This is a genomic window from Sporosarcina sp. CAU 1771 (genome assembly GCF_054482775.1).
This window is the reverse complement of sequence record NZ_JBTLRN010000001.1, coordinates 43,665-69,118: the sequence shown is the minus strand read 5'-3', so window position 1 is coordinate 69,118 and position 25,454 is coordinate 43,665. Positions and strand designations below refer to the sequence as shown.

Here is a 25,454-nt window from a genome sequence, read left to right as displayed (position 1 = left end):
AACCTCCTTTCTGCTACGCATTATGTGTCAATCGTTCACCACAAACTCATTCTTTCAGCAGTTGTCAAAACAATCATGTCCCTAATCCTTATTGCTTGCCGTTTAGAATACCCTGTTTCCATCGCTATCTTGTCCCATAACTTCGAATGCTTAGTAAAGTACCTCGCCTGTGCGACTCGTTTGTAATCATCTTTTAAGTCATTGAATACACCTTCGATAATCTTCACGTTTTTTTCTAGCATCTCATATTGTTTGTTTTGCCGCGCATAATCTAATTTAAATACTTGTGCAGCAGTCGGATCACTCGTCAATCCTTTTGCTTTAATATCGCTGTTCACGTCTGCTTGAATACTGCTATCTAATTCAATATCTCGCATCTTGCTAATCATTGCCGTGTAATTAAACCATAAGGATTCAACATATCGAAACGTCGATGGTGTAATGTCGTATTCTAGCTTTAAAATAGCAATCACCCTTTCACATATCTGTCGTACAGTTCAGTTATTTCTTTACCTGTCTTATTTTCGAATGCTTCTAATGACCATCCAGTCCACAACATTAATGTCGCAATCATCTCTTCACGAATTTCTTGTTTCACCTACTACTTCTCCCTTCCTCGTAAACTTCTTCCAGCCATGAATAAAGCATCGTCATTTGTTTTACGACCAATTTGTTATTTTGGTATTTTTCACAAATCTCTGCTGTAGATTTCACTACCCACTTCCAAAATGGATCGCTATCCATTCCGAACTGGATTGCATTCTGATTCACTTGATTTATCCAATCAGCTATTTCAAGATAAAAGGCTTTATAATCCATAGGCTCACACCTCTTCGATTTTTATATAAATCCCAGGAAGACTCGCCCAAAACTTCTCAGCTATTAAACTAACAACTAGACTGTCATCCTTCCAAAACTTTAAATCCGTCATGCAGTCGAATAATAGTTTTTGACTGTTGTCGATATCGGGCCTGGTGTGTTTGTATTCACCGTCTGTATGATTTCCAGTAATCGGGAAGCACCACTTCACAAACACACGAATTGATTTATTGAACTGCCTCTCAGGTACGTGTTGTCCAAGGTGAGCCATCAAGAGTGCACGTGCTGCCTTTAAATCGTCCGGCTCGTAGAACACAGGTTTTCCGTTTACAACCCTTACCGCCTTCTGCTGGTGCGTCGTAGTCGGTGGTTTTTTCATTGGCATGAAGAACTCAACACTCATTCCAAATCGTCCTCCTTTACATAAACGCCGTTTATCATCTTCCCAGTTCGATTTTTTATTTTTTCATAAGCAAGCGCTGCACACCGTTCAATGCTCGTTCCTTTTTGCATCGCTAAAATCGTGAGTGAAACAAACACGTCTCCAATTTCTAGTTCTAATTCATCTTGGAGACCTCTTGCATTGGCTCCACAAACTTCTCCAAATTCCTCCCCCAGTTTTTGTATTTGTTTATCTGGATCAGCTGTATCCAGTTCACGGTAAATTGCCCACGTTCTAATTTTGTCTGTTAAGTCTTGCATCTTTTTCAACCTCCATATTTTTACATTTAATTTTTATTTTTTAATTTCGAGAAAAAAGCAAAGTCACGGAAAAGAGAAAAGTGAGTGGCGGGCAGAGCTTAAGCCCACCACCTTTTTTCTCCTTGACCCCCACCTGAGGGAAGAAAGAAATAGTATATTTATATATAGGGGTACTTTCCCTTTCCCTAGAGAAGGAAAAAGATATGTTTTTCCTTCACTTTCCCTGTATAAAGAAAGGGAAAAAGAAACGACTATTCTTTCCTTTCCTTAAGGAATGTAAGGAAAAAGCATACTTTCCCAATTTCCCTAGAGTAAGGAAAGTTCTTGTTATTCCTTACATTCCCTTTACTCGAGTGAAGTATTTTCATAATTTTTGCGTGACCATTCCGTCGTGCACATCAAAATGCTTGTGCTCTTTAATGCGATTTCTGACTGTTTTTTCAGTCACACCCATGTATTCCGCTATCGATTCAACCGTAATAATATCTTCAATTGCACATGCTTCATATGCTATTTCAAGTGCTTGTAACCGCTCAACTTTTCGTTCTGCAGCCGACTTTTTTTCACCTTTACCCTTCCCTTTTTTCTGCCAAGATGGACCATCACCTTCAGGTTGAATATCTTTTAAACTACCTACTTCATCGACCTTATGAATCGGATACTGGAACCACATATTGACAGGCTCAAAGCTTGGATATTCTCGCAATGTACCCTCTATTCGCCAAGCTGTTCGTATTTTAATAGCCTTGAGCGTCTCCTTGATTTCTTCTTGAATCATCGACACCTGTTCAGGCATCGCTTGTTTTGCATGATTTTCCATAACTATGGAACTGAGTAAGTCATCTTGTGAGATACGCTCGTCCAAGTAATTGAAGTTGTATTTCTTGAAGTATTCGTGATAGATGCTGCAAGTAACTTTATTTTCTTCTTGCTTCATTAAGTCATCTGTTAATTCGAGCTCCGTCAAATCGATTAATGCGTCTGGATCACGTGCGAACACGCCTGAGCCTGATGCTCTGTCCATTGACTTCTTCCCACCTTGCGACCCTTTACTGTGGTGATGACAGTAGATGACGCCACAACCTAATTCAGTTGCTATCTTATCGAATTGATTCGTGAAATGGGCCATCTGATCCGCACTGTTTTCATCGCCTGTTAATACTTTGTAAATCGGATCAATGATAACTGCAATGTAGTTTTCTTTAGCTGCTCGTCTGATTAGTTTAGGAGCAAGCTTGTCCATTGGTACGGATTTACCTCTTAGATTCCAAACATCAATGTTGGATAAGTTATCAGGTGGCCATCCATGAGCGTTATAGACATCCTTGAATCTATGAAGCGCGCTGGCTCTATCGAGTTCTAAGTTGACGTATAGGATTTTTCCTTTCGTACAATTGAATCCTAGCCATTGTTTGCCTTCTGCTATGGCAATCGATAGACCAATCAATGCAAATGACTTACCTGCCTTAGATGGTCCAGCCATTAGCATTTTATGGCCTTGCCTTAAAAGTCCTTCTATAAGAGGTGGCGCTTTATCCGGCATATCGTCCCAAAAATCTGTTAAGCTTTCTGGATCCGGCAAATCATCATTCAATCCTTCAACCCATTCGTGCCACTCTTCCCAATTGCTCATCCCGATATTTGTATCGATAATGAATTGCTTCTTTCCGTTGCGTTCAATTCCTGGCATACGACTTAATCGAGAAGGGTTTCGGTTTTGATTGTCGATATTCAGACCGTTCTTATTACAAATATTGTAGAGATAATCGACACGTTTTCGGTATTCATCATAATTGGCTGCATCCACTTTCACGATGGCATGAATGCTCTTTTTTCCACTGAATATCATAGCGGCAATTGGCAATTCCAGTTCTCGCATAATCGCATTCTGTTTATCTAAATCCATCGTATCCGATTCGACTAATGCGTATTTATATTCTGTTACGTTGTCATTTTTCACGCCTTTGCCATCAAGTGGATTGAAACGTATCCATGCTCCGGCTTCTGGATTGTAGTCACCGAATACTTTACCTAAATCTCCATCTGATTGACTCAACAATTGAATAAGCTCACCAGCTGTTCTATCCCAGGCACCTTTAGTAGGTAAATACTTTCCATCATCATTCTGCCAAGTAGATGTTACGTACCCTACGTTTTCAGATACATCGAACAACGTTTCCAGATATCTAGTAATCTCCTGAACAGGATTCCATTCAGTAGGCTCACTGATTTCCATACCTTCAATCCAGTTTTTATCAACTACCACATAATCTGATTTACCGTCAATTTCATCGTTCCAATCCAACTCATGATCTTCTCGATAGCCTTTAGGAGTCCAACCGTTATCTTTGGCCATTTGCGTTATTGTTGCTCCTGTTAAACCGGAACCATCAAACGACGTCCATTTCTTAAAGCATTCGCCCGGCTTATGGCGTGGATCTCCACTACTCCACGAATCCCAATCACTCGCTGTATATCCTTCTTCTTTCAGTGCCATTCCTACGCCCAGCCACTCCGTATAATCAAGACTAGCTGGATCTATATATTCTAAAAGCGGTATTAAATCCATTTTAATTTCGATGTTATTCAACCCCTTTTTTATTACTCGCCCTTTTGATTGCACCGGTGTATTACTTCGAAAAAGGATATTGGTTCTTTTTCAATCTTGTTAGCATCGAAAATAATAGTTGCCCCAACTCTTCCCTTTCTGAATCCGTTAGTTTGTCAACTGTCGGAAACACTCCGAAATCAATGCTTTGGTCTGAGTATTTATTCGTTGTGTGGATTCTAATTAACTCTGTTTCATTTGCCATTATTTTATCTCCTTTTATGTCGCTTTATGATCGTACTGTTTAGTTATCTAAGAACCCTCATACAGTCACTCAAAAAGTACTTCCCTACTGTAAGTTCATAACCATCTTCCATTTTCACTTGATAATATTCGCAACCATCATCTTCTGCAATATACCGTCCTGTAATGAGTCCTAAACCTCTTACATAGTTCTTGCTTTGTATAAAATGCTGTTTTTCTAAAGTGTGTACCGCTACTTTAAAATCCTTGATTAAAAAAACGTCACCTAATTCATGCTTGAAAGTGTTCATCCTTATTCCTCCTTATGTGTCAACTGTTCCTTAATTTCCGTTCGTTTTCCCATCGTTCTCGTTTATCTCTTACCGCATAAACGAATCTTTCCAATTCTCGCAGTTTCATAGCGTGTGGATCATGCTTGAATCTGATACCTAGCCTTTTCCCCAGACGTATTAACTCTTTCCGATGTTGTAAGGACGCTTCCCAGTTTGCACGATCTTTAGCTTGTCCGTGTAATCCCATACCGTCATGGATCATGGGTTATCCTCTAGCACTTTTTCTAGTATTTCCGCAGATTCGTTGTTATTCCATTTGTGCAATTCTAACGACATCATAATTGCACCGCGTAAATTAATGTTTTCTTCTCGCAACTCTTCATCCCCTAATCCCTTTTCCGCCAATCCAATCAATAAATTCAATTCTGATTCATTTAAAATAGGGTTGATGTTTTTATAAAAATTTGAATTTACATAGTTTTTTACGGATTTTAGTTTTTCTGCATCCGACATCATGAGTTCATGTGCCTCGTCCAGTGCTTGTTGTTTTTCCTCAAATGTGTATCTTGTCATTTCGAACACCTCCCTGTGAAAAAACCAAGACAATAGTAAATGGAAACAATGACTGAAGACATGAAAATGAATACGAAGTAATCAAACATTTATCTTCACTCCCCACGATATTCTTTTGGATTGATGCCCGGCGGAATTCTCCATCCGTTGCCCGCAATTCTATCGATTAAATTTTTAGCACTATCGAATGACCATCCACCTACGTGACCGAAACCACGTTGTTCCAAGAATCTGATTTGTTTTGGAGTTGTCATTCCTTCTTGCCTACGCTTATCCAAACGTTCAAGTAGTTTGGTAGCCTTCCCCGCGTTATCAACCATTTCCGGATGAATGCCTAGTTTTTCTAACGTGGCAACTTGTGCTTCACTTGGTGGTCCCATTTCCCAGCCGAATGTAGGTCGATAACTAGATAAATCTTCCGCTTGAATAGACATTTCAAATTGAAGTGGATCCACTAGCTTTCGTTTGCGTCGCTTCATTTCCTCGAGTTGTTTAGCAAGCGCTTCCTCACGTTGAGAAACGACATCTTCCGCTGCTTGTACTTCGACTAACTCCAAATCTAATGGAATGCCCGCTTCTTCGATTTGTTTGGTCATCGCATTAGCCACTTCATCATTTTCAGCAATTAAATGCGATGGATGACAAAGTTCATGGCGATCCGTATGCCATAGAAAATCAAGTAATAATAATTCAGTTTTACCAGGATACAGTCGGGTACCGCGCCCAACCATTTGGCTGTAAAGACTTCTAACTCTTGTGGGACGTAAAACAACTACACAATCAACACTTGGACAATCCCAACCTTCTGTAAGTAGCATCGAGTTACATAAGACGTTGTATTTATCATTATCGAAATCTGCTAATACTTCAGCGCGATCCTTGGATTCGCCATTTACTTCTGCAGCTCGAAAACCTTTTTCATTTAATATTTGTGTAAACTTCTGACTTGTGGCTACCAATGGAAGGAATACGACTATCTTTCTATCGCTTGCAACTTTTACCATTTCATCCGCAATTGATTCAAGGTAAGGATCAAGAGCACTACCTAATTCACCAAGTTTGAAATCACCTGCTTGTTGACCAATTCCTGATAAATCTAATTTCAAGGGAATCGTTAATGCTTTAATTGGTGAGAGATAACCTTCTTTAATTGCTTTTGGAAGCGTATATTCATAGGCTATATTTTCATAATAAGAACCTAAATTCCGCATATCTCCACGGTCTGGTGTAGCCGTAACGCCAAGTACATTTGCATCTTCAAAGTGTGCTAAAACCCGTTGATAACTGTCGGAAATACTATGATGTGCTTCATCAATTATGATTGTGTCGAAGAAGTCCCTATCAAATTGATTCAGTCTTTTTTCTCTCATTAACGTTTGAACACTACCAACCACTACTCGATACCAACTTCCAATAGATGTTTCTTCTGCTTTTTCTGTTGCAGTTTTCAATCCAGTGCTCTGTTCTAATTTGTCTGCAGCTTGATCTAGTAATTCACCGCGATGGGCAAGGACGAGAACGCGCTCGCCCTTTTTCACCCGGTCTTCAATGACTTTTGAAAACACAATCGTCTTACCCGTTCCAGTAGGGAGGACCAATAATGTTTTCTTGAAACCATTCGTTTCCCAATCTTCTTGAATAGCTACTCTTGCACCCTCTTGGTAATATCTGAGTTTCAATTAGTTCCCCTCCTAGAATTGTCCTGGCGTATATCCACCCTGTTGTGGCGCTGTCGGAAAAGGTGTCTGTGTTGCCGGTTGCTGCGGCTGAACTGGTGGTACTGGTTGCTGGTATTGTTGAACAGGTGGTGCTTGATATTGCGGTGGTGCTGGTTGTTGTTGCGCTCCGTTGTGCTTCAAAAAGTCTTCGTAAGGCAAGAAGTTTTTAATTTTGTTGTTCGTCTTTTCTTTGTACGTATCTTGAAATAATTCGCATCTACCTCTTGCTCCAACTACGGCTCCCCAATTCATGCGTACAGCTTCCCCTTCTTTTTTCTGTCCAATTGACGAGAAAAATGCAGAAAGAAAGCCTTCCGTTACCGAGTGCAAATATAAACTGTGTAATACGCTAGTTTGTCCATGCTCCCCACCATCAATATGAATCGTTAAAAATGCTTCATTACAAGCTGGTAACTTAGTGCTACCTGCAAATCTTCTACGTTCAAACTTTTCCACAGTGAAATTATACTCTCCCGCTGGTAAAAGTTTAAAAACTGGTCCATCCTTCTGAATCGTGTCATCCCATTGATATTCGCGTTCTTGTGTCATCTATTATTCCTCCTAGTATTTTTATCTTAGAATGGTAGACTCTCTCGGAAATCTATTACCATTTGAAAGACTTGTGGCCATGCCGCTACCAAAACCCCATCTATGAAACTCGGGTCATAATTTATGATTGGAGTATCCAATGGGTAGTATCCTTTCTGGCTAACAACGGACTGAATTTCATACTCTTTCACTTCGTTCGGTATCATTAAATCTTGTAACGCTTTCGGAATTGCAGGATCTAAAACCACTACTGGTGGTTGCGTCGGTGCTTTTTGCACGGTTTGCTGTGGTGGAACTGTCACTTGCGGAACAGGTACTTCTGGCTGTTGTATTGGCGGTGTAGGTGTTACTGGTGGAACTAGCGCCACTTCCGGTACAGACGCCATTTGTTGTGGCGCTTGTGTTGGCTGAATAGGTGGCGCTGTCAACGGAACTTCCGGTTGTTGCATTGGCTGTTGAACCGGTGCCGGTGCTGCATCATTAAAGATGTGAGCAATCTGTGCATATTCTAGTGGTAATTCATCTGGTAATCCCTGTCGGTTTTTTGCGTCCCATGCAGGGTGATGCGTTGTGTGGATCACACGTCTGCCACCTTGCACTTTGTGCTTCTTGCCATTCTCGTCTGCTGCAACGCTGAATGTTTTATAATTTAGAAACAGCAGCATATCCGCCCACTCTTTGACAAGCGGTGCTACTTTCTTACTCAATTTCAATTGATAACGGTCGTACGACCCCATTTCGTCAGGTTGGTCGAATTTAATGATTTGGCTATGAGCCACCAAGACAACATGCATTCCTGCTTCCACGACGTCGGATAATTTATTTAGAAAACGCCCAAACTCTTCTTCAAGAAACACGTAACCTTTTCCATAACCGAAATCCTCAATTCCTTTTTTAGAGTGAACAGCACAAATTGAAAGTATGCATAATCGTTCCGCCCAATCCGCCGTATCAATAATTAAAGTCTTGTATACACCCATTTGGAATTGACTTTTCGCCCAATCAACCTGCTCGCTAATCATTTGCCAACTGGTTGGTCTTGGTAAACGTATAACATTTAATTCCGTAGTAGATCCTTCTGTATCAACAAATACCGGATTAGGAAACATAGATGAAAACGAAGATTTCCCCACACCTTCCGGTCCGTAAATTACAACCTTTTTTGCAGTCTGTAATTTTCCGCTAATTACTTGCATTTAAAACTCACCCGCTTTCCACGTTGTCGGTGCTACTGGCGGCGTTTCTGGAACTAAGACTTGTCCATCTACATAGCCATCTTCAATAATGATTTGGCATTCTTCACCGGTACTTACTCTTGTGGCGATTGCCTGCAAACCTTCCTCTTCTAGCCACTGACCGAACTCAGTTAATGATTCAAGATCCATTTGCTCCAACTTGTCCAATAGAATGAATCCACAATCCGGCTTCAATTTGCGAACAATCGCCGTGGATACTTTTAATTGGTCGGAACCGCTCATATTGTCCCATTTCTGACCGTTGTAAATAAGTTCTCCATCCATTACACCTAGCCCATCCAGTGGCAAATTTGCATTTGTTAAGAGGTCCGTTTTCTTTTTGCGTAAATCATTGATAGTTGCTGTAAATTTGTCGTATTGTGCACGGTATTCATGAGCATCACTTTCGGCTTTATCCTTGTCTAAATTAGTACGGACTTTGCGGTTGATTTCATCAATCTGTTGGACATTGCGCTCAAGCTCGTCCGTTGACTCATCGTGCAAGTCCAGTGCTGATTTACGTGCTGTTTCCAAGTCTGTAGCTGTCTGATTATGCTTTTCAGTCATGCCCTGTAATTGAATCGTAAGGTCCTGAATTTGCTTACTTAAATGAGCAATACCGCTTTCTTCTTGTTGATACTGGAATTCAATTTGCGAAACCTGTTCACGTTTACGCTGGTTCTCACCATTTCTAGCTAAAATAGCTTGTTGCTGCTGAATCAAATCAGATGCAGATATCGGCTCTTTTGGTGCATCGGGAAAATAAGTCTGTTCATCTGCAAATTTTTTCTTTTGGTCGGCAATTTGACCGATTGTGAGGCGCTTGCTATAAAGTTCTGCTTCTTCTTTATCGAATGCATACAGCTGCTCACCCACGCCGATAATTTGCAGTAAAGTATTCGCCTTTTCCTTACTTGTTGAATTCATAAACTTTGGCAAATCGATAGCCAACTCACCAACAAAACTATCCAATAGTTGCTGTCCTGCTTTTTCTCCATTTGGATCAACAACTTTTAAATCGCTGTTTTTTCCTTTTCGTTCGACTACCAATCCATTTGATAATGTTATGGATAAATGTGGTGGTATGACACTGCCCTCACGATGCGCTTGAGAAGGACGGTATTTGTTACCACCCAACGCCCAAGCGATTGCATCCAGCACACTCGTTTTACCTTGTCCATTCCTTCCACCAATGATTGTGAGACCATTCGCTGTCGGCTCAATTTTGACTGCCTTTACACGTTTCACGTTTTCTATTTCAAGTTTGTTAATTTTAATCATAAATATATAAACTCCCTTCTTTTCGTGGTATTATTATGGTGAGTGTTTTATTTAGCGGCCGTCTGTAAACGGTCGTTTTTTATTTTCACTAAAATTTCAAATGCTTTTTGGTCTTTGGTTTCTAATGCTTTGTCGATTACTTGTGTAATATGAAAATTTGTAATCTCCGACATCAATGAATTGGTTTCCGCTTCTTTTCTTTGTTTAGCTTCTTGAACGGCGTTTTCGATAACTTTTTTGACGAATTCTTCAAACATTCTATCCCTCCCCTAGTCATCCAACTTAACCGCAGCCATAGCCATTTCTGGTTTTTTTCTTTCATCCCTACGCTTGATCCCGGTAGGTGTTGTCATCCAGTGAATGTATTGCTCAGTTACTCCCAAATATTCAGCGCACTCTTTTTTTGATCCCATTAGAACGAGTTCGCCTTTTTTATAAATGGCATAATCGCCTTGGTATTCAGTTGCAGCGGGTTTAGTTGCAGCTAAACGCTTATCCCAACCTCTTTGCACCCTACTATTGTAGGTCCTTCTGTTGATTCCGTTTTTAATGGCTGTATCAACCATTAATTTCACCTCCCCTCATTTTCGAATTAAAATCACAGGTTCAGGCAAAACAATTTTCACAGCAACGCTGGATTTTTTATGAACACCTCTTCCTTCCTTTGTAGTAGGATACTTTTCTATCAATCTGCGCATACAATCCGCTCTGGTTCCGCTTGCATAAATTGTTTTGCTCGACACCCCAACCGCTAGAAAATCCACTTAGCTTTCACCTCCCCTCAAGTTCCTTTTCTTTTTGCAATTCTTCCATGAGTTTAATAGCTTCTTCGAGTCGATGCTTGGCCATGTCTAAATCATTTTCATTGAGCTTTTTTAATGCTAGATACAAGCACAATTTGACACCTTCGAATTCGTAACTCATGAAGCAAACTCATAAGCATATTTCAGAGGTTTCAAATTTCTGAAATACTTCTTTCTTGAATCCGTCCATTGTTCTTGGTTGTAGCAGAAAGCCCATTGAGTACCGTGAATCGCAAACATCTTCTTGTATGCAACCTCTTCTGTTTTTGCGAAGATAACTTGGTAGGTATTGTGTTTTGGATGGCCCGATCCAAATGTGAAGTAGAACTTCTTCATAATGTTTCCCTCCCTTTCTCGTTAAACGATGCGAAAGTGTTCTTGCTGTATCGTGAACCTAAGCCGGATTAACGAATAATCTTTAGTCGATTCAAGTAGTTCGCAATAAGCTAAAGTAAAATCATTCTTCAAGTTTTTCATGCGCGCCCGCTGGATATAGGAATCTTTGATTAACAGCACTTCTTTCAAACGATTCGTCCATAATGCCATTTCTCCGAATTTCACTTTTCTTCACATCCCTTCGAATTTAGTCACCCATCGACCATTTGGTTTTTTAAAAGTTGTTCGATGGAATTTACTCACCACTTCATTATTAATTTCCCCCTTTACCGTCCAAGTGGATTCTAGTAATTCCGAAAGACCAACTGGCGTTTCTATTTTTTCATTCTCAAACGATAAATGAGGGATTTCTATTTTGTACATTTCATGCACCTACTTCGCATTCTTCCACACCTCTTACCTGTAACAACTACATGTGTAGGTATTGATCCTTTCAATGTGCTTCCTCCTTTTTATTTAATCGCCATGATTTTCTAGTCCATTCACGGTCAAGCCTGTTGATAGGCCGATAATACTCTACTTCGGTTTTTCTGAAGTCTATCCTAAAAAAATATCATCTACCGAAACACCTAATGCAAAAGCTAATTTTTCAATATTTCCGTATTGCGCTTTCCGTAAATTGTTTACATCTTTTTCATAATGACTAATGATTTCTCCTGTCATGCCTACTTTTTCGCCAAGTTGCTTTTGTGTCAGATTAGCTCGAACTCGCAATATTTTCAATGGTTCTTTTGATAAAATACACAACACTTTGTCACCTCCTGTCGTTCTATGTCATTACTATATCACTTCGGTTTAACCGAAGTCAACAACTAATTTCAGAAATACAGAAGTATTTTCACAAACACACTTCTAATTAACTGAAATGTATGCAATACTATATATAGAAGGGAGTGGAAAAATAATGTCTAACAATTTCGGAAAGAACTTGAAATACCTAAGAACAAAGAAGCATTTAGAACAACTAGAACTAGCTCAACTATTAGGAAGGAAAAGCGCATCCACAATAAGTGAGTGGGAAAAAGGAACTTATACACCTAAATCAGGAACTCTTTCCGATATAGCTAAAATATTTAATGTCAGTTTGACAGATTTGATGGAAAGAGATTTACAAAAACCAACAAACATCATAGAAGTGTCTCAACGTACCGTGAGAATACCTGTCCTTGGAACAATATCTTGTGGAGATCCGATACTGGCCGAAGCAAACTATGAAGATTACAGAATCGAACTAGCTGATCGGTTACCATCTGGAAACTTGTTCTACTTAGAAGCAAAAGGAGATTCCATGTATCCGGAAATACCAGATGGCTCAATGGTTTTATTAAGAGAACAGAATGAAGTCGAAAATGGCGAGATCGCTGCGGTCATGGTCAATGGAAATACAGAAGCTACATTGAAAAGAATCAAGAAACAAGATGGAATGATGATATTATTGCCAGTTAACCCTGAATACGAGGCTATATTTGTTACACCGAATAACCCTGTACAGATAATTGGTAAAGTTATACGCTCTGAAAGAATACATTAATTTCTAGCGCTAGGAATTAAAAAGAGCAGACAAACCCTCATACGGGAAATCTGCTCTTTCTTATATATGAAGGGAGATAAAACTATGGATAGCACAAAGAGAGTAGCCCTATACAGTCGTTACAGCACAAATGCACAAGACGGGAACTATAGCATTGAAATACAAACAGAACGCATGGAAGCAATGTGCGCATCTAAAGGGTGGGTAGTTGGTGACTACTTTAACGATGCTGCTTATTCGGGAGCTAACATGGATCGTCCCGACTTACAGAATTTATTAAACCGACTGGATGAATTCGATGTGATAATGGTATACCGATTAGACCGCTTATCCCGTTCCCAACGCGATACAATGGAATTGATACAAGATTATTTCTTGAAAAATGATAAAGCATTTGTTTCCGTATCTGAAACGCTCGATACGACAACACCATTCGGTATGGCCATGATTGGTATATTAGCCGTCTTTGCCGAATTAGAGCGGGCTACTATTACTGAGCGTATGCAAAGTGGAATACAAAAGAGGATTGAAGCCGGATTCCGTCAGCTTGGAGGTAATCATATGCCGACAGGGTACAAGAAGGGTCCGAATAGCACAATGGTTATTGATGATCCTGAAGCTGAAAAAGTGCAGCGCATTTTTGATTTATACGAAAAACATCACTCAATTACTATCATTCAAAAGGTCTTAAAAGAAGAAGGTTATGCCAGCAGGAGATTTACGACAATAAGACAAATCTTAAGTAACCGTCTTTATATCGGTAAGGTTAGTTACAAAGAGAATGAATATGAGGGTGCCCACGATAGAATTATTTCAGATGAGCAATTTAATCGTGTACAAATTTTACTCTCACGCCATCCAGCAGGGAGAAATGCAGGTAAAGCTCGAGAAAGTCTATTTGGATCATTAACACATTGTGGAAAGTGCAATGAAATTTATATGACGTACAGTTACAAGGTAAAGAATCAAACGATAGGAGATTATTACGTGCGATCATATTTATGTCGGGCAAGACGTTTCCCAAGTGAGTATGATGAAAAATGCTTCAATAAAATTGTCAAAAACGATATCGTCGAAGCACTATTTAAAAGTGAACTACAAAGCATGATAAAAGAACGTAGAAGATCCGTAGTAACACCGAAACACAAAAAGAATTATGAGTTAGCAATTCGTAAGGTCGATGAGAAGATAGGTCGTCTAATTGATTTATATTCAGAGGGTGACATCGAAAAGGATGTTTTATCTAGCAAAATAGAGAAGTTGAACGTGGAGAAAAAGGACCTCATAACTAAACAAAGCACAGAAGAGCAGAGCGCCTCGTTAAACATCGATTTGGACGAACTTGATAGTTATGTCATAGACTTCGATAAGCTTGAATTTAGCGAGAAGAGAGCCATTGTAGAGAAGGTAATAGACCGCATAATCATAGAAGATAATTCGATAATTTTCGAATGGAACTTTTAACTATTATTGTTCCGTCGTTATTCTTAGTCACTCATACAGCATGGACTAAGTGTGGCTTCCCTTTATACGTGCTTTCAAGCAGTTCTTCGGAAGCTTTTTGTTGGCCCGCGGTGAGAGTACCTTCCCAAGCGAGTAGGTGTTTTCGAGGATAAGTAGGTAATTCACCTTTCCAAATAATGAGTTCTGTGCAGGAGGAAACGCGACCCATTTTCAAGCAATGCCTACAATACGTACACGGGCCATTGCATTTAGCACAGTCAAATGTGGTGAAGCGTGAAGGATTGTCATTTTCACATCGATTGCAAAAAGGATTGGATTGGTTCAGGAAAGTTTTGCGGGTTTTGATTCCAGAAATGATTTGAAGGTTTTCTGAGGTGATGTGGGCGTTGATGATTTCGGAAGGAAAAGGGGTGTGCATGCGGTGCCAAATTCGACCTGAAAGAAAATCTCTACTCTTTGTGGCTACTCTATTTGTCATCCGCACACACTCCTCTAATTTGTTAGTTTCGCTTTACCCAACCTAGCCCCATTGCGCCTTCGCCAAGATGTGTGCCGATAACCGGACCGAAATGACTGATTTTGAACTTCACATTCGGTAGTCTTTCGGACAATTCGTCCAGCCAAATCTTTGCATCTTCGGGACAATTTCCGTGAATGATCGCCGCTTCAAGTGGCATTTTCTCTGCATCTGCTGCCAGTAAATCTGCGATTCGTTTCATCGCTTTTTTACGTGTACGAATCTTTTCAAAAGGAACAATTACTTTTTCTTGAAAATGAAGAATCGGTTTAACTTGGAGAAGCCCGCCGATTAGTGCTTGTGCTCCCGATAATCTACCTCCACGTTGTAGGTGTGAAAGGTTTTCTACCATGAAGTAGGCACGCATTGTTTTTTTCATTTCATCTAACTCCACCAAAATCTCTTCAGGGCTGGCTCCATTTTTCGCAAGTTCCGCTGCTCGGATAACGTAAAACCCTTGCAAATAACACGATATTTCTGAATCAAAGAAGTGTACCTCCAAGTTATCCACCATTTCACCAGCTTGGATTGCTCCAGCGTACGTTCCACTTATTCCACTCGACAAATGAATGGATACAACGGCATCATAGTCTTCTTTTAGCGACTCAAATAGTTCCACAAACTTCCCAACGGATGGTTGCGATGATTTAGGTAAAGGACCTTCTCCACGTACTTTATTGTAAAATTCAGCAGTTGAGATGTCTACTTCTTCTTCAAATACTTCCCCATCAATCGTGACCGCTAATGGAATCATTCGAATCGATAACTCTTCTTGTATAAAGCTCGGCAAATACGCCGTGCTATCGGTAATAACTGCTGTTCGCATTATTTTCAACTCCTGCACTCCATTCTACATAAAGTTCGAGAAAAGGGATATAGGTAGGTGGACTACCCGACTACTCCAAATTCCGAGTCCAACGGAACGCTTCTGTGCTTATGGAGGATAGTTCGTCCATTGTAATTCCATGTTCGACCGCCAGCTTGTCTAAACGCTCCCAGTCAAATCGCTCAATTGCTTCAGCTATTTCTATGTAAGGGGTAATTGATGTTCGCGTACCTTGAAGTGTATTTGCGACTCTGTCAGAAACTGAAATTAACTTTAATACATGATCCCACTCACTTTTCATGATCACGTTCATTAACGATAACATTCCCGCCATGAAATACTCATCGGGATTATCCTTGCCCTTTTTCCTAGCCAAAAGTTCGCATGTTTTTGCACGTATTAACGAAAACTCCACTAACGCTCGAATACTCCCATTCGCGCCATCTTGATTAATTTCGCGCATGGCTAGAACGTGCATCCATTTCTTTGTATCATTCAGTCCTACGAGTACAAGAGCTTGTCTAATGGAGCTCACTTTACTTCGTACACCAACAGCCGGCGAATTAATAAAGCGCAACAGTTTGTAAGACAATGAGACATCTCGCATGATTAAGTCTGCAATTTCTGTAATACTAGATTGACCCTTATTTATCATTTGAATTATAATAAAATGCATATTCACATACGATGGAATCTCATACCCGATCATAATTTCAGGTTTCGCAAAATAATACCCTTGGAAAAGTTTGTACCCTGCTTCTTTTGCTATATTATATTGTTCTTTGGTTTCAATTTTTTCAGCGAGTAGTTGAATTTGAGGGTATTTTCTAGAAAACTTCTCCACATCCGTCCGTTCGGCTATGGACGTTCCGACAAAGTCGACTTTTATATAGTCGACAACTTGGAATAAGCGTTCATTCAGCAAATATTCTCCTTGCAAAATAAAATCGTCGAGCGCAATTTTAAATCCAGTTTCCTTCAGCCTGCTTATTCTTGTTAAAAGGGCTGGCGTAATTTCTACATCTTCAAGGATTTCAATGATCACTCGTTCGGGATCTAGGCTATCGAATACTTCTTGTGCAAGGAGTTTCCCAGTAAAGTTAATAAAGGATAATCCTTCACCTACAACTTCATTTACTCCAATTGACAAAAATGTATTCACTAGCAATTCAATCGTTGCTTTTTCCGGATTAATCCCAGGAAAAGAATTGGTTTCACTGTTTCTGTAAAGCAGCTCGTATCCAAAAATTTTCCCATCTAGATCAAGTATCGGTTGTCTTCCAACAAAGATTTTCAACAAATACACCTCCTTTTCATTTAATTATATCAATCTATAACTATTCTACTATTCTTTTATATAACTTCATACTAATAATGGTATATTTTAAGTAGGTACAATCACTTTCACTTAGGGGGAATGGGAATGGAGTTCGTTCGTTTTGAACAAAAAGGGAATGTAGCATTTGTGACGCTTAACCGACCAAATGCGATGAATGCTTTTAATTACGACATCCTAACTGAACTCGGGCAAATTACCGAGTCCATCCGAATTAATCCAGATATTCGTGCGGTAGTGTTTACAGGCTCTGGAGACCGAGCATTCAGTGTAGGTGCCGATTTAAAAGAACGTAAAACGCTAACCGATATCCAAGTCAAACGAAATATTTATAAAATCGGGGAAGTTTTTACATCTATTGCGGAGTTGCCGCAACCAACAATTGCCATGATGAATGGCTTTGCTTTTGGCGGAGGTATGGAGTTGGCCCTTTCCTGTGATTTCCGGATAGCTGCCGACACTGCGTTAATGGGGCTCACTGAAACTGGACTAGGGATTATTCCCGGTGCTGGGGGCACGCAGCGTTTACCAAGGTTGATTGGCGAAGCGAAGGCGCTTGAACTCATTTTGACGGCCAAGCGAATGACAGCTTCTGAAGCTTTTGCGTACGGTGTCGTCACAAAAGTTGTGGCATCAGAAAACCTCTTGCTTGAGACGACTACTTTTGCGGATGCTATTTTAAGGAATGGACCGATTGCAGTTCAACAAGCCAAATTTGCTGTGAAACAAGGGATGAATGTAGATTTACATACAGGTTTAGCAATTGAACGGAAGGCTTATGAGGTGACGATTCCGACTGAAGATCGAATCGAGGCGCTTGCAGCATTTAATGAGAAACGAAAACCTATATTTAAAGGGAAATAAGCAGCGGAGAAGGTGTCACCCTTCTCCTTATATTTTACGATATTTACGCAATGCACGGATGTTTATTGCAATGAACAGAAGTGAAAATCCTATTAGTGCAAAAATCTCCAAATGAATTTCACTCCACCCATACCCTCTTACCATCACATCACGTAACGCCTCTGCTGCATAATATAACGGTGTAATCAGACCAATCCAGCTAAGCCAATCCGGTAGTGTTTCTATGTTGAATAAACCGGAAAAGAAGATTTGTGGAACGACGACGATTGGAATGAATTGAATCATTTGCAATTCGTTGTTCGCAAACGATGACAATAAAATACCGAGTGTAAGTGCAGTGAGCGCAAGGAGTAATGTGATTAATAGCACATAACCGAATGCCCCTTCCATAACCATTCCGAGTACGTAAATTGTATAGGCGGCAATGATTGCCGATTGAATAATTGTGAACAAGCCGAAACCAATGACGTAGCCTAGGACGATTTCCCATCTTCGAATCGGACTCGACATGAGTCGTTCAAGCGTTCCGGTTGTCCGTTCCCGTAAAAACGATACGCCAGCAATTAGGAATACAAAGAAGAACACAAAGAAACCGAGTAGAACCGGACCGAAATAATCAAACATTCCCATTTCACTTGATCCGTGTAAATAATCGACGTCTAGACTTCCCATTAGAGCGTTTTGGTGGCCGGATGGTAAAGCCGTTTGAAGCCATTTCATTGTGGCTCCCGCAACGCTTGGATCACTTCCCTCGAGAACAACAGATGGATTATCTCCTTTAAATAGAAGGTACCCGTCAATTTTAGTTTCTGCAAGATAGCTTTTCGCATCTAATTCATTCGTAAATCTCGTTATTTTCGCACCTTCAATACGCATTTGCTCTAAAACTGCGTCAGGCACATTGACCAAGCCTACTTTGGGTACATACTCATCCACATTAAAGACTAAACTCAACATCGTCAGGACCAAAATGGGCGCAAAAATTAGAAGCCCAATCGTTCGTTTATCTCGTACGATTTGCCGTAGAATTCGCTTTACTAAAGCCAGGACTCTCATTCTTCTGCACCCCCATAAACGAGAAAAGCTTCCTCAATGGTTGAGGTACTCGTTCTGGTTTTCAGTTCATCGGGCGTGCCTATCGCTATTAATTGTCCGTCCCGCATTAATCCAAGTCGGTCGCATTTATCTGCTTCGTCCATGACATGAGTCGTTACAAGTAACGTCTTTCCCTGTTTCTTTAATTCATCAAACGCTTTCCAGACCGCTTTTCTTAAAACTGGATCGATCCCCACTGTCGGTTCATCTAAAATCAGTAATTCAGGTTCATGGAGAAGGGCAATCGCAAGGGAAAGTCTTCTTTTCATTCCTCCTGAATAATTCGATACCAATTTGGTCACATCATTTGAAAGCTGAACTAATTCTATAACTTCATTGATTCTGTCAGTTTTCTTTTTTCCTTTTAATCCATAAAGCGTCGAAAAGAACTCCAAGTTTTCTTTGGCGGATAAATCCTCATATAAGCCATCCGCTTGTGCCATATATCCGATTCGATTAATTAATTGGAGCGACGGCATTTTACGATTAAACACAAAATTTTCACCTAAAGTAGGAGTATCTAGACCAGCCAATTGCTTAACCAATGTCGTTTTACCAGCGCCAGATGGGCCGAGAAGGCCAAATATTTCTCCTTCGATAATATCGAGCGTAATGTCTTTTAATACGCTTTGTTTACCAAAGCTTTTTGAGACTTGACGAATGGAAACGCACACTTTTTTGTCAATCATTTACTCCACTCCTTTACTAGTGAGTGATCCAACAATTTCAGACTATTCAATTTTCAGTAGAATGTAAAGCATTAACTTATAAACGCAGTCACCCCAAAATTGCGGATGATTGCGTTTTTCTATTTATATATATTTTGCAAACCAATTAAGAATTTCTTCTAACCGAGCTATACGTAAATTCGGTGCGCCTGTGCGCGATAAGTTGTGATCGGCATCTGGAAAACGGACGAATTCTGCCTCTTTCTTCATACTTTTTAAAGTGATATATAATTGTTCTGCTTGCTCAATCGGGCAACGAAAATCTTTTTCTCCGTGGAGAATTAACAGCGGTGTCTCGATATTCTTTGCGTATTTAAGTGGCGATATTGCCCACAGTTTATCCACATCGTTCATATCCGCACCGTGCTGCCATTCATTAAAGTAATAGCCCACATCCGATACACCAAAGAAACTAATCCAATTCGAAATCGAACGTTGCGTAACCGCCGCCTTAAAACGATTTGTATGGCCAATGATCCAGTTTGTCATGAAGCCACCATAGCTTCCACCAGTCACCCCAAGTCGGTCCGCGTCAATCCAGTCATTTTCAGCAAGTGCAAAATCGAGACCAGCCATAATATCTAGATAGTCATCACCGCCAAAATCCTCACGAACCGCGTTTGCAAACTCTTGACTATAGCCGTGACTCCCTCGTGGATTAACGTATAAAACGCCATATCCTTGGGCTGCAAGCAACTGCATTTCATTGAAAAACGAATTTCCATACATTGCGGCAGGTCCTCCGTGGATATTTACAACGAGTGGGTACTTCTTACCTTCTTCAAAATGGGTTGGTTTCATTATCCAACCATGGACGTCCCAATTTTTAGCGCCTTTATAAACAATGGCTTCTGGTTCAACAAGTTTAACTTCATTGGTAAACGTTTTGTTGAATGAAGTTAGAATTGTTCGCTCGCCCGTTGCAATCGTCTGCTTTGCCAATTCACCAGGATTCACTGCATCGCCCACCGTTATAAGAGCAAATTCCCCATCTGAAGATACGTCATAGCCATACACATGCTCATTTTCCTGTGTAGCTGGATACACTTCGCCTTCGAGCGATACATAATAAAGACGTACGTCACCCATTGTTGAAAGCTGAATATACAAGTGATTGTGTTTCGTCCAAACGACTGCCGGTGCGGCAACTCCTTGTTGAAAATCTTCCACAAGTTGATCGCCAACAGGTGCATCCATACCTTCCGTCAAGTTCATGTGGGTTCCATCTTGCGTATCATAAACAAATAAACTTGGCTGCGTTGCTATACGATAACTAAAATCTGCGCCGACATAGGCAATGTAACGGTCATCGTTCGAAAACGTTGCGCCACCGAAGAAACCTTCCTCATCGATAAGAACTGTTTCCTCCTTTGATTCCACGTCAACGATGAACAATGGCTGACGGTATTCGAAGTCTTGATTTTCATTTCGATTCACGGCTAGGATGATTTTCTTTCCATCATTTGAAACTGCTTCAAGTGAATGGTCGTGATTGCCTTCGGTAAATTGTGTCACGTCACCCGTTGCAACATCAACTACGCCTATTTGTTTAAAAGCATCCTGTGGAACTAAACCGATTCCGTCCATTTTGTATTTCATTTTCGTAACGCGGTACGGTTGAGGAAACTTTTTCTCGTCTTTTTGTTCCGAATCTGTGAATGTCATCCCTTCTTTAACGACAGCATTTATCCACACTTTTTTTCCACATGGAGACCACTTAAAGCTTGAGACCCCATTTTCAAAAGAGGTTAGCTTCTTCGACTCTCCGCCTCTTGCAGATAAAAGAAAGACTTGGTTCTTCTCGTCCCGATTCGATAAAAAGGCGATTCTTTTCCCATCTGCCGACCATTCTGGTGAAGAAATTCGTTCGTTGCCATATGTCCACTGCGTTACCTCATGTGTGGTCAAATCAATATGAAATAAATTTGCGATATATGCATTGTCTTCCTCATTGATATGAGTGCGGACAAATACCGCTTCCTTGCCATTTGGTGCTATTTTGGGATTGGTTACAGAATTTAATTGAAACAAATCATTTGCTTCTATTTTGCGTTTTTTCATTGGTAGTTCCCCCTAAATTATTTCCACTACTATTTTGATAGTCGAGATCGTTCCCCTTCTATTCTACAACTCTTAATTCTTCACATCTAAAATAATTTTGCCAGTACTAAATCGACTTTCCATTAATTCATGTGCCAGTACAGCATCTTTCAATGGAAAATGATGTCCTATATCCATCGTTAATTTCCCATCTTCCAGCAATTGAAAGACTTGAGTTGCGGTATTTCTGAGCAATTCTGGTCGAAGTTTACGTGAAGTTCCTAAACTAAATCCTAGGACTGAACGACAACTCGAATGCAAATCACTCGTTTTAATTTGACCAACCTGTCCACTTGAATTTCCAAATTGAACAAGCCTGCCATACGGAGCTAGACACTCTAAGCTTTTTTCTGTAATCGAGCCCGCAATTGAATCTAGTATAATATTGACTCCTTTGCCTTCTGTAAATTCATTCACACGGGCAGCAAAGTCTTCTTTCTCGTAACAAATCACATGATCCGCACCCGCGTTTAAGGCTGTAGGTATTTTTGATTCAACTCCAACGGTTCCAATGATTTTCTCTGCTCCTAAAATTTTTGCCATGCGAATTGCTGTTGTTCCAACTCCCCCAGCAGAAGAGTGGATCAGGATGGATTCGCCTGGATTGATTTTCGCGATTGTCGTAAGAAGTTTGTAAGAAAGAAGCCCGACTGTAGTGCACGCAACTGCGATATCAAAGTCGATTTCATCAGGAATTGCAAACGTCAAATTTTCGTTCGCGACAACATACTCCGAATACGACCCATTCACTGGAAAACAAACGACGCGCTGACCAATGTGTAACTCTGTAACTTCAGGTCCAATGTCGACAATGACGCCAGCTGCATCTAATCCAGGTGTGAAGGGAAAACTAGTGTTTCCTTTATTGCCATATCTCGCTTTAATATCCGCAAAATTCACGCTTGCTTTCGATACTTCAATTAACACTTGGTGGCTAGTGATGGTTGGCATTTCTACGTCTACATATTGCATGACATCGGGTTGACCGAATGCTGGAACGATAATCGCCTTCATAGAAAACTCCCCCTTATTAGTATCATTGTATCGTATATTTGAAATTTGGTAGAGGAAGTTAGGCTCTTTGCGGACTTATTTTTACATAACACGCACTTGTCTCTATCGCCCTTGTTTTTCCGGCGTATTTTAAGTAGAGGGAAGTAATTTTTCCCTTTCTGAATTAATTAAGAGAGGAGTGAAAGCATGTCAATTTTTTACGAAGACGAGATTCGAAAGGTGATGCAAAAAGCTGATCGATCCGAGATTAACAATATCATGTCCCAAGATCCGCGCAGGAAGAAAAGTTGGACTAGCAAAAGTAGAAGTCCTTCGCCTTATCAAAGAAACCCCAAAAGACGGGATGACTCCGAAGGGCGCAGAAATTTTTGGGATTGAAGAAGGAGGTTAAGTAATGAATAATTATTGGAGGAGAGATGCCTACGATACGAATGATTTCAACGTTGACAACTACGGTTACCACGAACCGATGAGGTGTGGTGGGCGGAATTGCAATCAATGTCGCTGTCAACAGTGTCGGTGCCAATATCGAACAAACAGAAACTGTTGTAGGCGACGCTCTCACAGATACGGCTGTTGCGGCGGACCATTAAGATTCCTTCGCACGAATCGTTACGATTACAGGTAAACGTCAAGTGAATTTAGTAGGCTACCTAGTTTGAGTATTTACTAGGTAGTTTTTTTTGTGGGTGGGTGGTTGGTGACGGCGGAGTTCGAGTGCGACAGCGGAGTTCACTGGGACGACCGCGGAGTTCATGGCCTTGACGGCGGAGTTCGAGTGCGACAGCGGAGTTCGATGGAACCACCGCGGAGTTCGTGGACTTGACGGGGGAGTTCGATACCCCACGGTGGAGTTCGCTGTGCCGACCGCGGAGTTCGCGGGGGCGACGGCGGAGTTCGTGACCTTGACGGCGGAGTTCGAGCTCGACGGCGGAGTTCACTGGGCCGACCGCGGAGTTCGTGGACTTGACAGCGGAGTTCGAGCTCGACGGCGGAGTTCGCTGGGCCGACCGCGGAGTTCGTGGCCTTGACGGCGGAGTTCGAGCTCGACGGCGGAGTTCACTGGGGCGACCGCGGAGTTCGTCGGAGTCACAGCGGAGTTCGTGGCCCCCACGGCGGAGTTCACGAAGCCGACCGCGGAGTTCATGGTCTTGACGGCGGAGTTCGCTGGAGCCACCGCGGAGTTCACAGACTTGACAGCGTTTATTCACAAAAAAAGACCTTCCCACACACCATTGTAGGAAGGTCTTCGTGCTTATACTTTCAAACTATCTTTCAATGAGCGTCTTAGTATTTTACCTGTTGTATTTTTTGGGAGTTCATCTAAGAAATCAAATTGCTTTGGCACTTTGTACTTTGCGAGCCGTGCTTCGCAGTAGGATATCAATGCCGCCTCGTCATGAGGTATCCCTTCTTTCATCACAACAAATGCGTGGACGGATTCACCGAAATTGGGATCAGGTACGCCGATAACTGCCGCCTCCAATATGTCTCGATGTGCAAATAAAACTTCCTCGACTTCACGTGGATATACGTTGTATCCTCCAACGATTATCATATCTTTTTTGCGGTCAACGATATAAATGTATCCGTTCTCATCTTGCCTAGCCAAATCGCCTGTGTATAACCAGCCATCACGGATTGCCACTTCCGTTTCTTCTGGCATTTTGTAATAGCCCTTCATCACATTCGGGCCGCGGACAATCAATTCGCCGACTTCCCCATTTGGAACTTCTTCGCCGAGTTCATTAACGACTTTATTTTCCACGTTAACGATTGACCTTCCAATCGAGCCTGGAATGCGCTCTCGATCTATTGGATTAAAACTAGTAACGGGAGATGCTTCTGATAAACCATATCCTTCGGAAATTCGCACATCAAACCTATCCTCAAAATCATGAAGCAGCGCGACTGGAAGAGAGGATCCGCCGGAAATGGAGAGGCGAATAGTTTCAAAGTCTTCAGGCTTTCCTTCAGGGTACTGATACATGAAGTTATACATAGTTGGCACACCTGCAAAGACCGTTGCTTTTTGTTCCCTTGCTATCGTAAATACATCTCCAGGACTAAACCGTGGGACGAGTAATATTGTTGCACCTTGAAGAAGTGGCGCGTTAACTACTACCGTCAGGGCAAAGACGTGGAATACAGGCAGCGTGGCAATGACGCGGTCATTTTCTGAAAACGACAGATACTCCGCGATATCTCTGGCGTTGGAAAACAGGTTTTTATGCGTTAACATAGCGCCCTTTGGACGTCCTGTTGTTCCAGACGTGTACAATATGACAGCGGTTTCATTTTCATCAACATCAACCGGTTGGCCATTTGGTTTTCCAGAGCTGATTACTTCAGTGAATGTACGTACTTTAACTTTAACGTCGTCCGCTAGTGCTGCAATTTTTTCTGGCGTATCTGGAACTGTTTCGCAAACAATATACTGTTTAATAGCAGGAAATGCACCCGCAGCTTTTTCGACTAATGGCAGTAGTAAATCTAAAGCGATAACCACTTTTGCATCACTATTTTGTAAAATATAAGATATTTCATCGGGCGTATAAATTGGATTGACCGGAATTGCAGTTGCTCCGATTCTCATTGTCGCATAAAGCGAAATCAAAAAATGTGGTGAGTTCCCAAGTAAAAACGCGATATGGTCCCCTTTTTTAACCCCTAAATCTTGAAGTGCAGATGCAAACATTGATACGGATTGATCGAATTCTGCGTACGACGTATCTTTCCCCATAAAATGATACGCACTTTTTTCCGGTTGTTTCATTGCAATATCGTGTACTCGTGAAACTAAATTCAATTAATTCTCC

At 41.0% G+C, this 25,454-nt stretch carries 32 protein-coding genes; 3 read left to right on the top strand and 29 right to left on the bottom strand.

Annotated features, from left to right (window positions below; all coding sequences use genetic code 11):
* Positions 1–35 precede the first annotated feature (35 nt).
* From ACXYMX_RS00380 to ACXYMX_RS00275, 22 genes are all read right to left on the bottom strand, one after another.
* A complete protein-coding gene (locus ACXYMX_RS00380; protein WP_459042229.1) occupies positions 36–473 on the bottom strand; it encodes a hypothetical protein in 438 nt (145 codons plus the stop codon).
* A complete protein-coding gene (locus ACXYMX_RS00375; protein ID WP_459042228.1) occupies positions 470–598 on the bottom strand; it encodes a hypothetical protein in 129 nt (42 codons plus the stop codon). Before ACXYMX_RS00375 ends, ACXYMX_RS00380 begins: the two co-directional genes overlap by 4 nt.
* Complete coding sequence (locus tag ACXYMX_RS00370; RefSeq protein WP_459042227.1) at positions 595–819, bottom strand: hypothetical protein; 225 nt, start codon at positions 817–819, stop codon at positions 595–597. Before ACXYMX_RS00370 ends, ACXYMX_RS00375 begins: the two co-directional genes overlap by 4 nt.
* Before the next feature lie 4 nt (positions 820–823).
* Positions 824–1,222, bottom strand: coding sequence for a RusA family crossover junction endodeoxyribonuclease (locus tag ACXYMX_RS00365; RefSeq protein WP_459042226.1), 399 nt, complete (start codon positions 1,220–1,222; stop codon positions 824–826).
* A complete protein-coding gene (locus ACXYMX_RS00360; protein ID WP_459042225.1) occupies positions 1,219–1,521 on the bottom strand; it encodes a MazG-like family protein in 303 nt (100 codons plus the stop codon). The genes ACXYMX_RS00365 and ACXYMX_RS00360 overlap by 4 nt, the downstream gene beginning before the upstream one ends.
* A gap of 364 nt (positions 1,522–1,885) precedes the next feature.
* The gene (locus ACXYMX_RS00355; protein ID WP_459042224.1) at positions 1,886–4,111 is read right to left on the bottom strand and encodes an AAA family ATPase; all 2,226 of its coding nucleotides are present in this window, start codon (positions 4,109–4,111) and stop codon (positions 1,886–1,888) included.
* Positions 4,112–4,151: 40 nt separating this feature from the next.
* Positions 4,152–4,334 carry a hypothetical protein gene (locus tag ACXYMX_RS00350; protein ID WP_459042223.1) on the bottom strand — a complete coding sequence of 61 codons (183 nt, stop codon included), beginning with the start codon at positions 4,332–4,334 and terminating at the stop codon, positions 4,152–4,154.
* A 43-nt stretch (positions 4,335–4,377) separates the two neighbouring features.
* Positions 4,378–4,623 (bottom strand): hypothetical protein, encoded by a 246-nt coding sequence (locus tag ACXYMX_RS00345; protein ID WP_459042222.1) that lies wholly within the window; start codon positions 4,621–4,623, stop codon positions 4,378–4,380.
* Between the two features lie 19 nt (positions 4,624–4,642).
* A complete protein-coding gene (locus ACXYMX_RS00340) occupies positions 4,643–4,867 on the bottom strand; it encodes a hypothetical protein (RefSeq protein WP_459042221.1) in 225 nt (74 codons plus the stop codon).
* Complete coding sequence (locus ACXYMX_RS00335) at positions 4,864–5,178, bottom strand: hypothetical protein (RefSeq protein WP_459042220.1); 315 nt, start codon at positions 5,176–5,178, stop codon at positions 4,864–4,866. Before ACXYMX_RS00335 ends, ACXYMX_RS00340 begins: the two co-directional genes overlap by 4 nt.
* A gap of 95 nt (positions 5,179–5,273) precedes the next feature.
* The gene (locus ACXYMX_RS00330) at positions 5,274–6,857 is read right to left on the bottom strand and encodes a DEAD/DEAH box helicase (protein ID WP_459042219.1); all 1,584 of its coding nucleotides are present in this window, start codon (positions 6,855–6,857) and stop codon (positions 5,274–5,276) included.
* A gap of 12 nt (positions 6,858–6,869) precedes the next feature.
* Positions 6,870–7,445, bottom strand: a complete 576-nt coding sequence (locus ACXYMX_RS00325) for a hypothetical protein (protein ID WP_459042218.1) — start codon at positions 7,443–7,445, stop codon at positions 6,870–6,872.
* Positions 7,446–7,471: 26 nt separating this feature from the next.
* The gene (locus ACXYMX_RS00320; protein ID WP_459042217.1) at positions 7,472–8,641 is read right to left on the bottom strand and encodes an ATP-binding protein; all 1,170 of its coding nucleotides are present in this window, start codon (positions 8,639–8,641) and stop codon (positions 7,472–7,474) included.
* Complete coding sequence (locus ACXYMX_RS00315) at positions 8,642–9,961, bottom strand: AAA family ATPase (RefSeq protein WP_459042216.1); 1,320 nt, start codon at positions 9,959–9,961, stop codon at positions 8,642–8,644.
* 47 nt (positions 9,962–10,008) lie between these two features.
* Positions 10,009–10,218, bottom strand: coding sequence for a hypothetical protein (locus tag ACXYMX_RS00310; RefSeq protein ID WP_459042215.1), 210 nt, complete (start codon positions 10,216–10,218; stop codon positions 10,009–10,011).
* 12 nt (positions 10,219–10,230) lie between these two features.
* Entirely contained in the window at positions 10,231–10,527 is a 297-nt protein-coding gene (locus ACXYMX_RS00305) for a hypothetical protein (protein WP_459042214.1), read from the bottom strand.
* Between the two features lie 15 nt (positions 10,528–10,542).
* On the bottom strand, positions 10,543–10,725 hold the full coding sequence (locus ACXYMX_RS00300; protein ID WP_459042213.1) for a hypothetical protein: 183 nt from the start codon (positions 10,723–10,725) through the stop codon (positions 10,543–10,545).
* A 7-nt stretch (positions 10,726–10,732) separates the two neighbouring features.
* Positions 10,733–10,885: a hypothetical protein gene (locus tag ACXYMX_RS00295; protein ID WP_459042212.1), complete on the bottom strand. Its 153-nt coding sequence runs from the start codon at positions 10,883–10,885 to the stop codon at positions 10,733–10,735.
* On the bottom strand, positions 10,882–11,100 hold the full coding sequence (locus ACXYMX_RS00290; RefSeq protein WP_459042211.1) for a hypothetical protein: 219 nt from the start codon (positions 11,098–11,100) through the stop codon (positions 10,882–10,884). Before ACXYMX_RS00290 ends, ACXYMX_RS00295 begins: the two co-directional genes overlap by 4 nt.
* 21 nt (positions 11,101–11,121) lie before the next feature.
* The gene (locus ACXYMX_RS00285) at positions 11,122–11,325 is read right to left on the bottom strand and encodes a hypothetical protein (RefSeq protein WP_459042210.1); all 204 of its coding nucleotides are present in this window, start codon (positions 11,323–11,325) and stop codon (positions 11,122–11,124) included.
* A 6-nt stretch (positions 11,326–11,331) separates the two neighbouring features.
* Positions 11,332–11,523: a hypothetical protein gene (locus ACXYMX_RS00280; protein ID WP_459042209.1), complete on the bottom strand. Its 192-nt coding sequence runs from the start codon at positions 11,521–11,523 to the stop codon at positions 11,332–11,334.
* Between the two features lie 174 nt (positions 11,524–11,697).
* The gene (locus tag ACXYMX_RS00275; protein ID WP_459042208.1) at positions 11,698–11,910 is read right to left on the bottom strand and encodes a helix-turn-helix transcriptional regulator; all 213 of its coding nucleotides are present in this window, start codon (positions 11,908–11,910) and stop codon (positions 11,698–11,700) included.
* A 154-nt stretch (positions 11,911–12,064) separates the two neighbouring features.
* Here ACXYMX_RS00275 and ACXYMX_RS00270 point away from each other — a divergent pair, with 154 nt between their 5' ends.
* Both ACXYMX_RS00270 and ACXYMX_RS00265 read left to right on the top strand, forming a co-directional pair.
* Complete coding sequence (locus ACXYMX_RS00270) at positions 12,065–12,691, top strand: helix-turn-helix domain-containing protein (RefSeq protein ID WP_459042207.1); 627 nt, start codon at positions 12,065–12,067, stop codon at positions 12,689–12,691.
* An 84-nt stretch (positions 12,692–12,775) separates the two neighbouring features.
* Positions 12,776–14,155 (top strand): recombinase family protein, encoded by a 1,380-nt coding sequence (locus ACXYMX_RS00265; protein ID WP_459042206.1) that lies wholly within the window; start codon positions 12,776–12,778, stop codon positions 14,153–14,155.
* A gap of 500 nt (positions 14,156–14,655) precedes the next feature.
* On the opposite strand, the gene ACXYMX_RS00260 is transcribed toward ACXYMX_RS00265, so the two are convergent.
* Positions 14,656–15,498 (bottom strand): DegV family protein, encoded by an 843-nt coding sequence (locus ACXYMX_RS00260; protein WP_459042205.1) that lies wholly within the window; start codon positions 15,496–15,498, stop codon positions 14,656–14,658.
* Between the two features lie 70 nt (positions 15,499–15,568).
* Positions 15,569–16,795, bottom strand: coding sequence for an EAL and HDOD domain-containing protein (locus tag ACXYMX_RS00255; protein WP_459042204.1), 1,227 nt, complete (start codon positions 16,793–16,795; stop codon positions 15,569–15,571).
* A gap of 126 nt (positions 16,796–16,921) precedes the next feature.
* On the opposite strand from ACXYMX_RS00255, the gene ACXYMX_RS00250 reads away from it, so the two are divergent.
* Complete coding sequence (locus tag ACXYMX_RS00250) at positions 16,922–17,698, top strand: enoyl-CoA hydratase-related protein (RefSeq protein ID WP_459042203.1); 777 nt, start codon at positions 16,922–16,924, stop codon at positions 17,696–17,698.
* Positions 17,699–17,725: 27 nt separating this feature from the next.
* Here ACXYMX_RS00250 and ACXYMX_RS00245 read toward each other — a convergent pair whose 3' ends face one another.
* The 5 genes from ACXYMX_RS00245 to ACXYMX_RS00225 form a co-directional block, all read right to left on the bottom strand.
* A complete protein-coding gene (locus tag ACXYMX_RS00245; protein ID WP_459042202.1) occupies positions 17,726–18,754 on the bottom strand; it encodes an ABC transporter permease in 1,029 nt (342 codons plus the stop codon).
* On the bottom strand, positions 18,751–19,482 hold the full coding sequence (locus ACXYMX_RS00240) for an ABC transporter ATP-binding protein (protein WP_459042201.1): 732 nt from the start codon (positions 19,480–19,482) through the stop codon (positions 18,751–18,753). The genes ACXYMX_RS00245 and ACXYMX_RS00240 overlap by 4 nt, the downstream gene beginning before the upstream one ends.
* Positions 19,483–19,605: 123 nt before the next feature.
* Complete coding sequence (locus ACXYMX_RS00235; protein ID WP_459042200.1) at positions 19,606–21,582, bottom strand: S9 family peptidase; 1,977 nt, start codon at positions 21,580–21,582, stop codon at positions 19,606–19,608.
* Positions 21,583–21,654: 72 nt separating this feature from the next.
* Positions 21,655–22,635 carry a quinone oxidoreductase family protein gene (locus tag ACXYMX_RS00230; RefSeq protein ID WP_459042199.1) on the bottom strand — a complete coding sequence of 327 codons (981 nt, stop codon included), beginning with the start codon at positions 22,633–22,635 and terminating at the stop codon, positions 21,655–21,657.
* Between the two features lie 1,255 nt (positions 22,636–23,890).
* Complete coding sequence (locus ACXYMX_RS00225; RefSeq protein WP_459042198.1) at positions 23,891–25,444, bottom strand: fatty acid--CoA ligase family protein; 1,554 nt, start codon at positions 25,442–25,444, stop codon at positions 23,891–23,893.
* Positions 25,445–25,454: the final 10 nt, after the last annotated feature.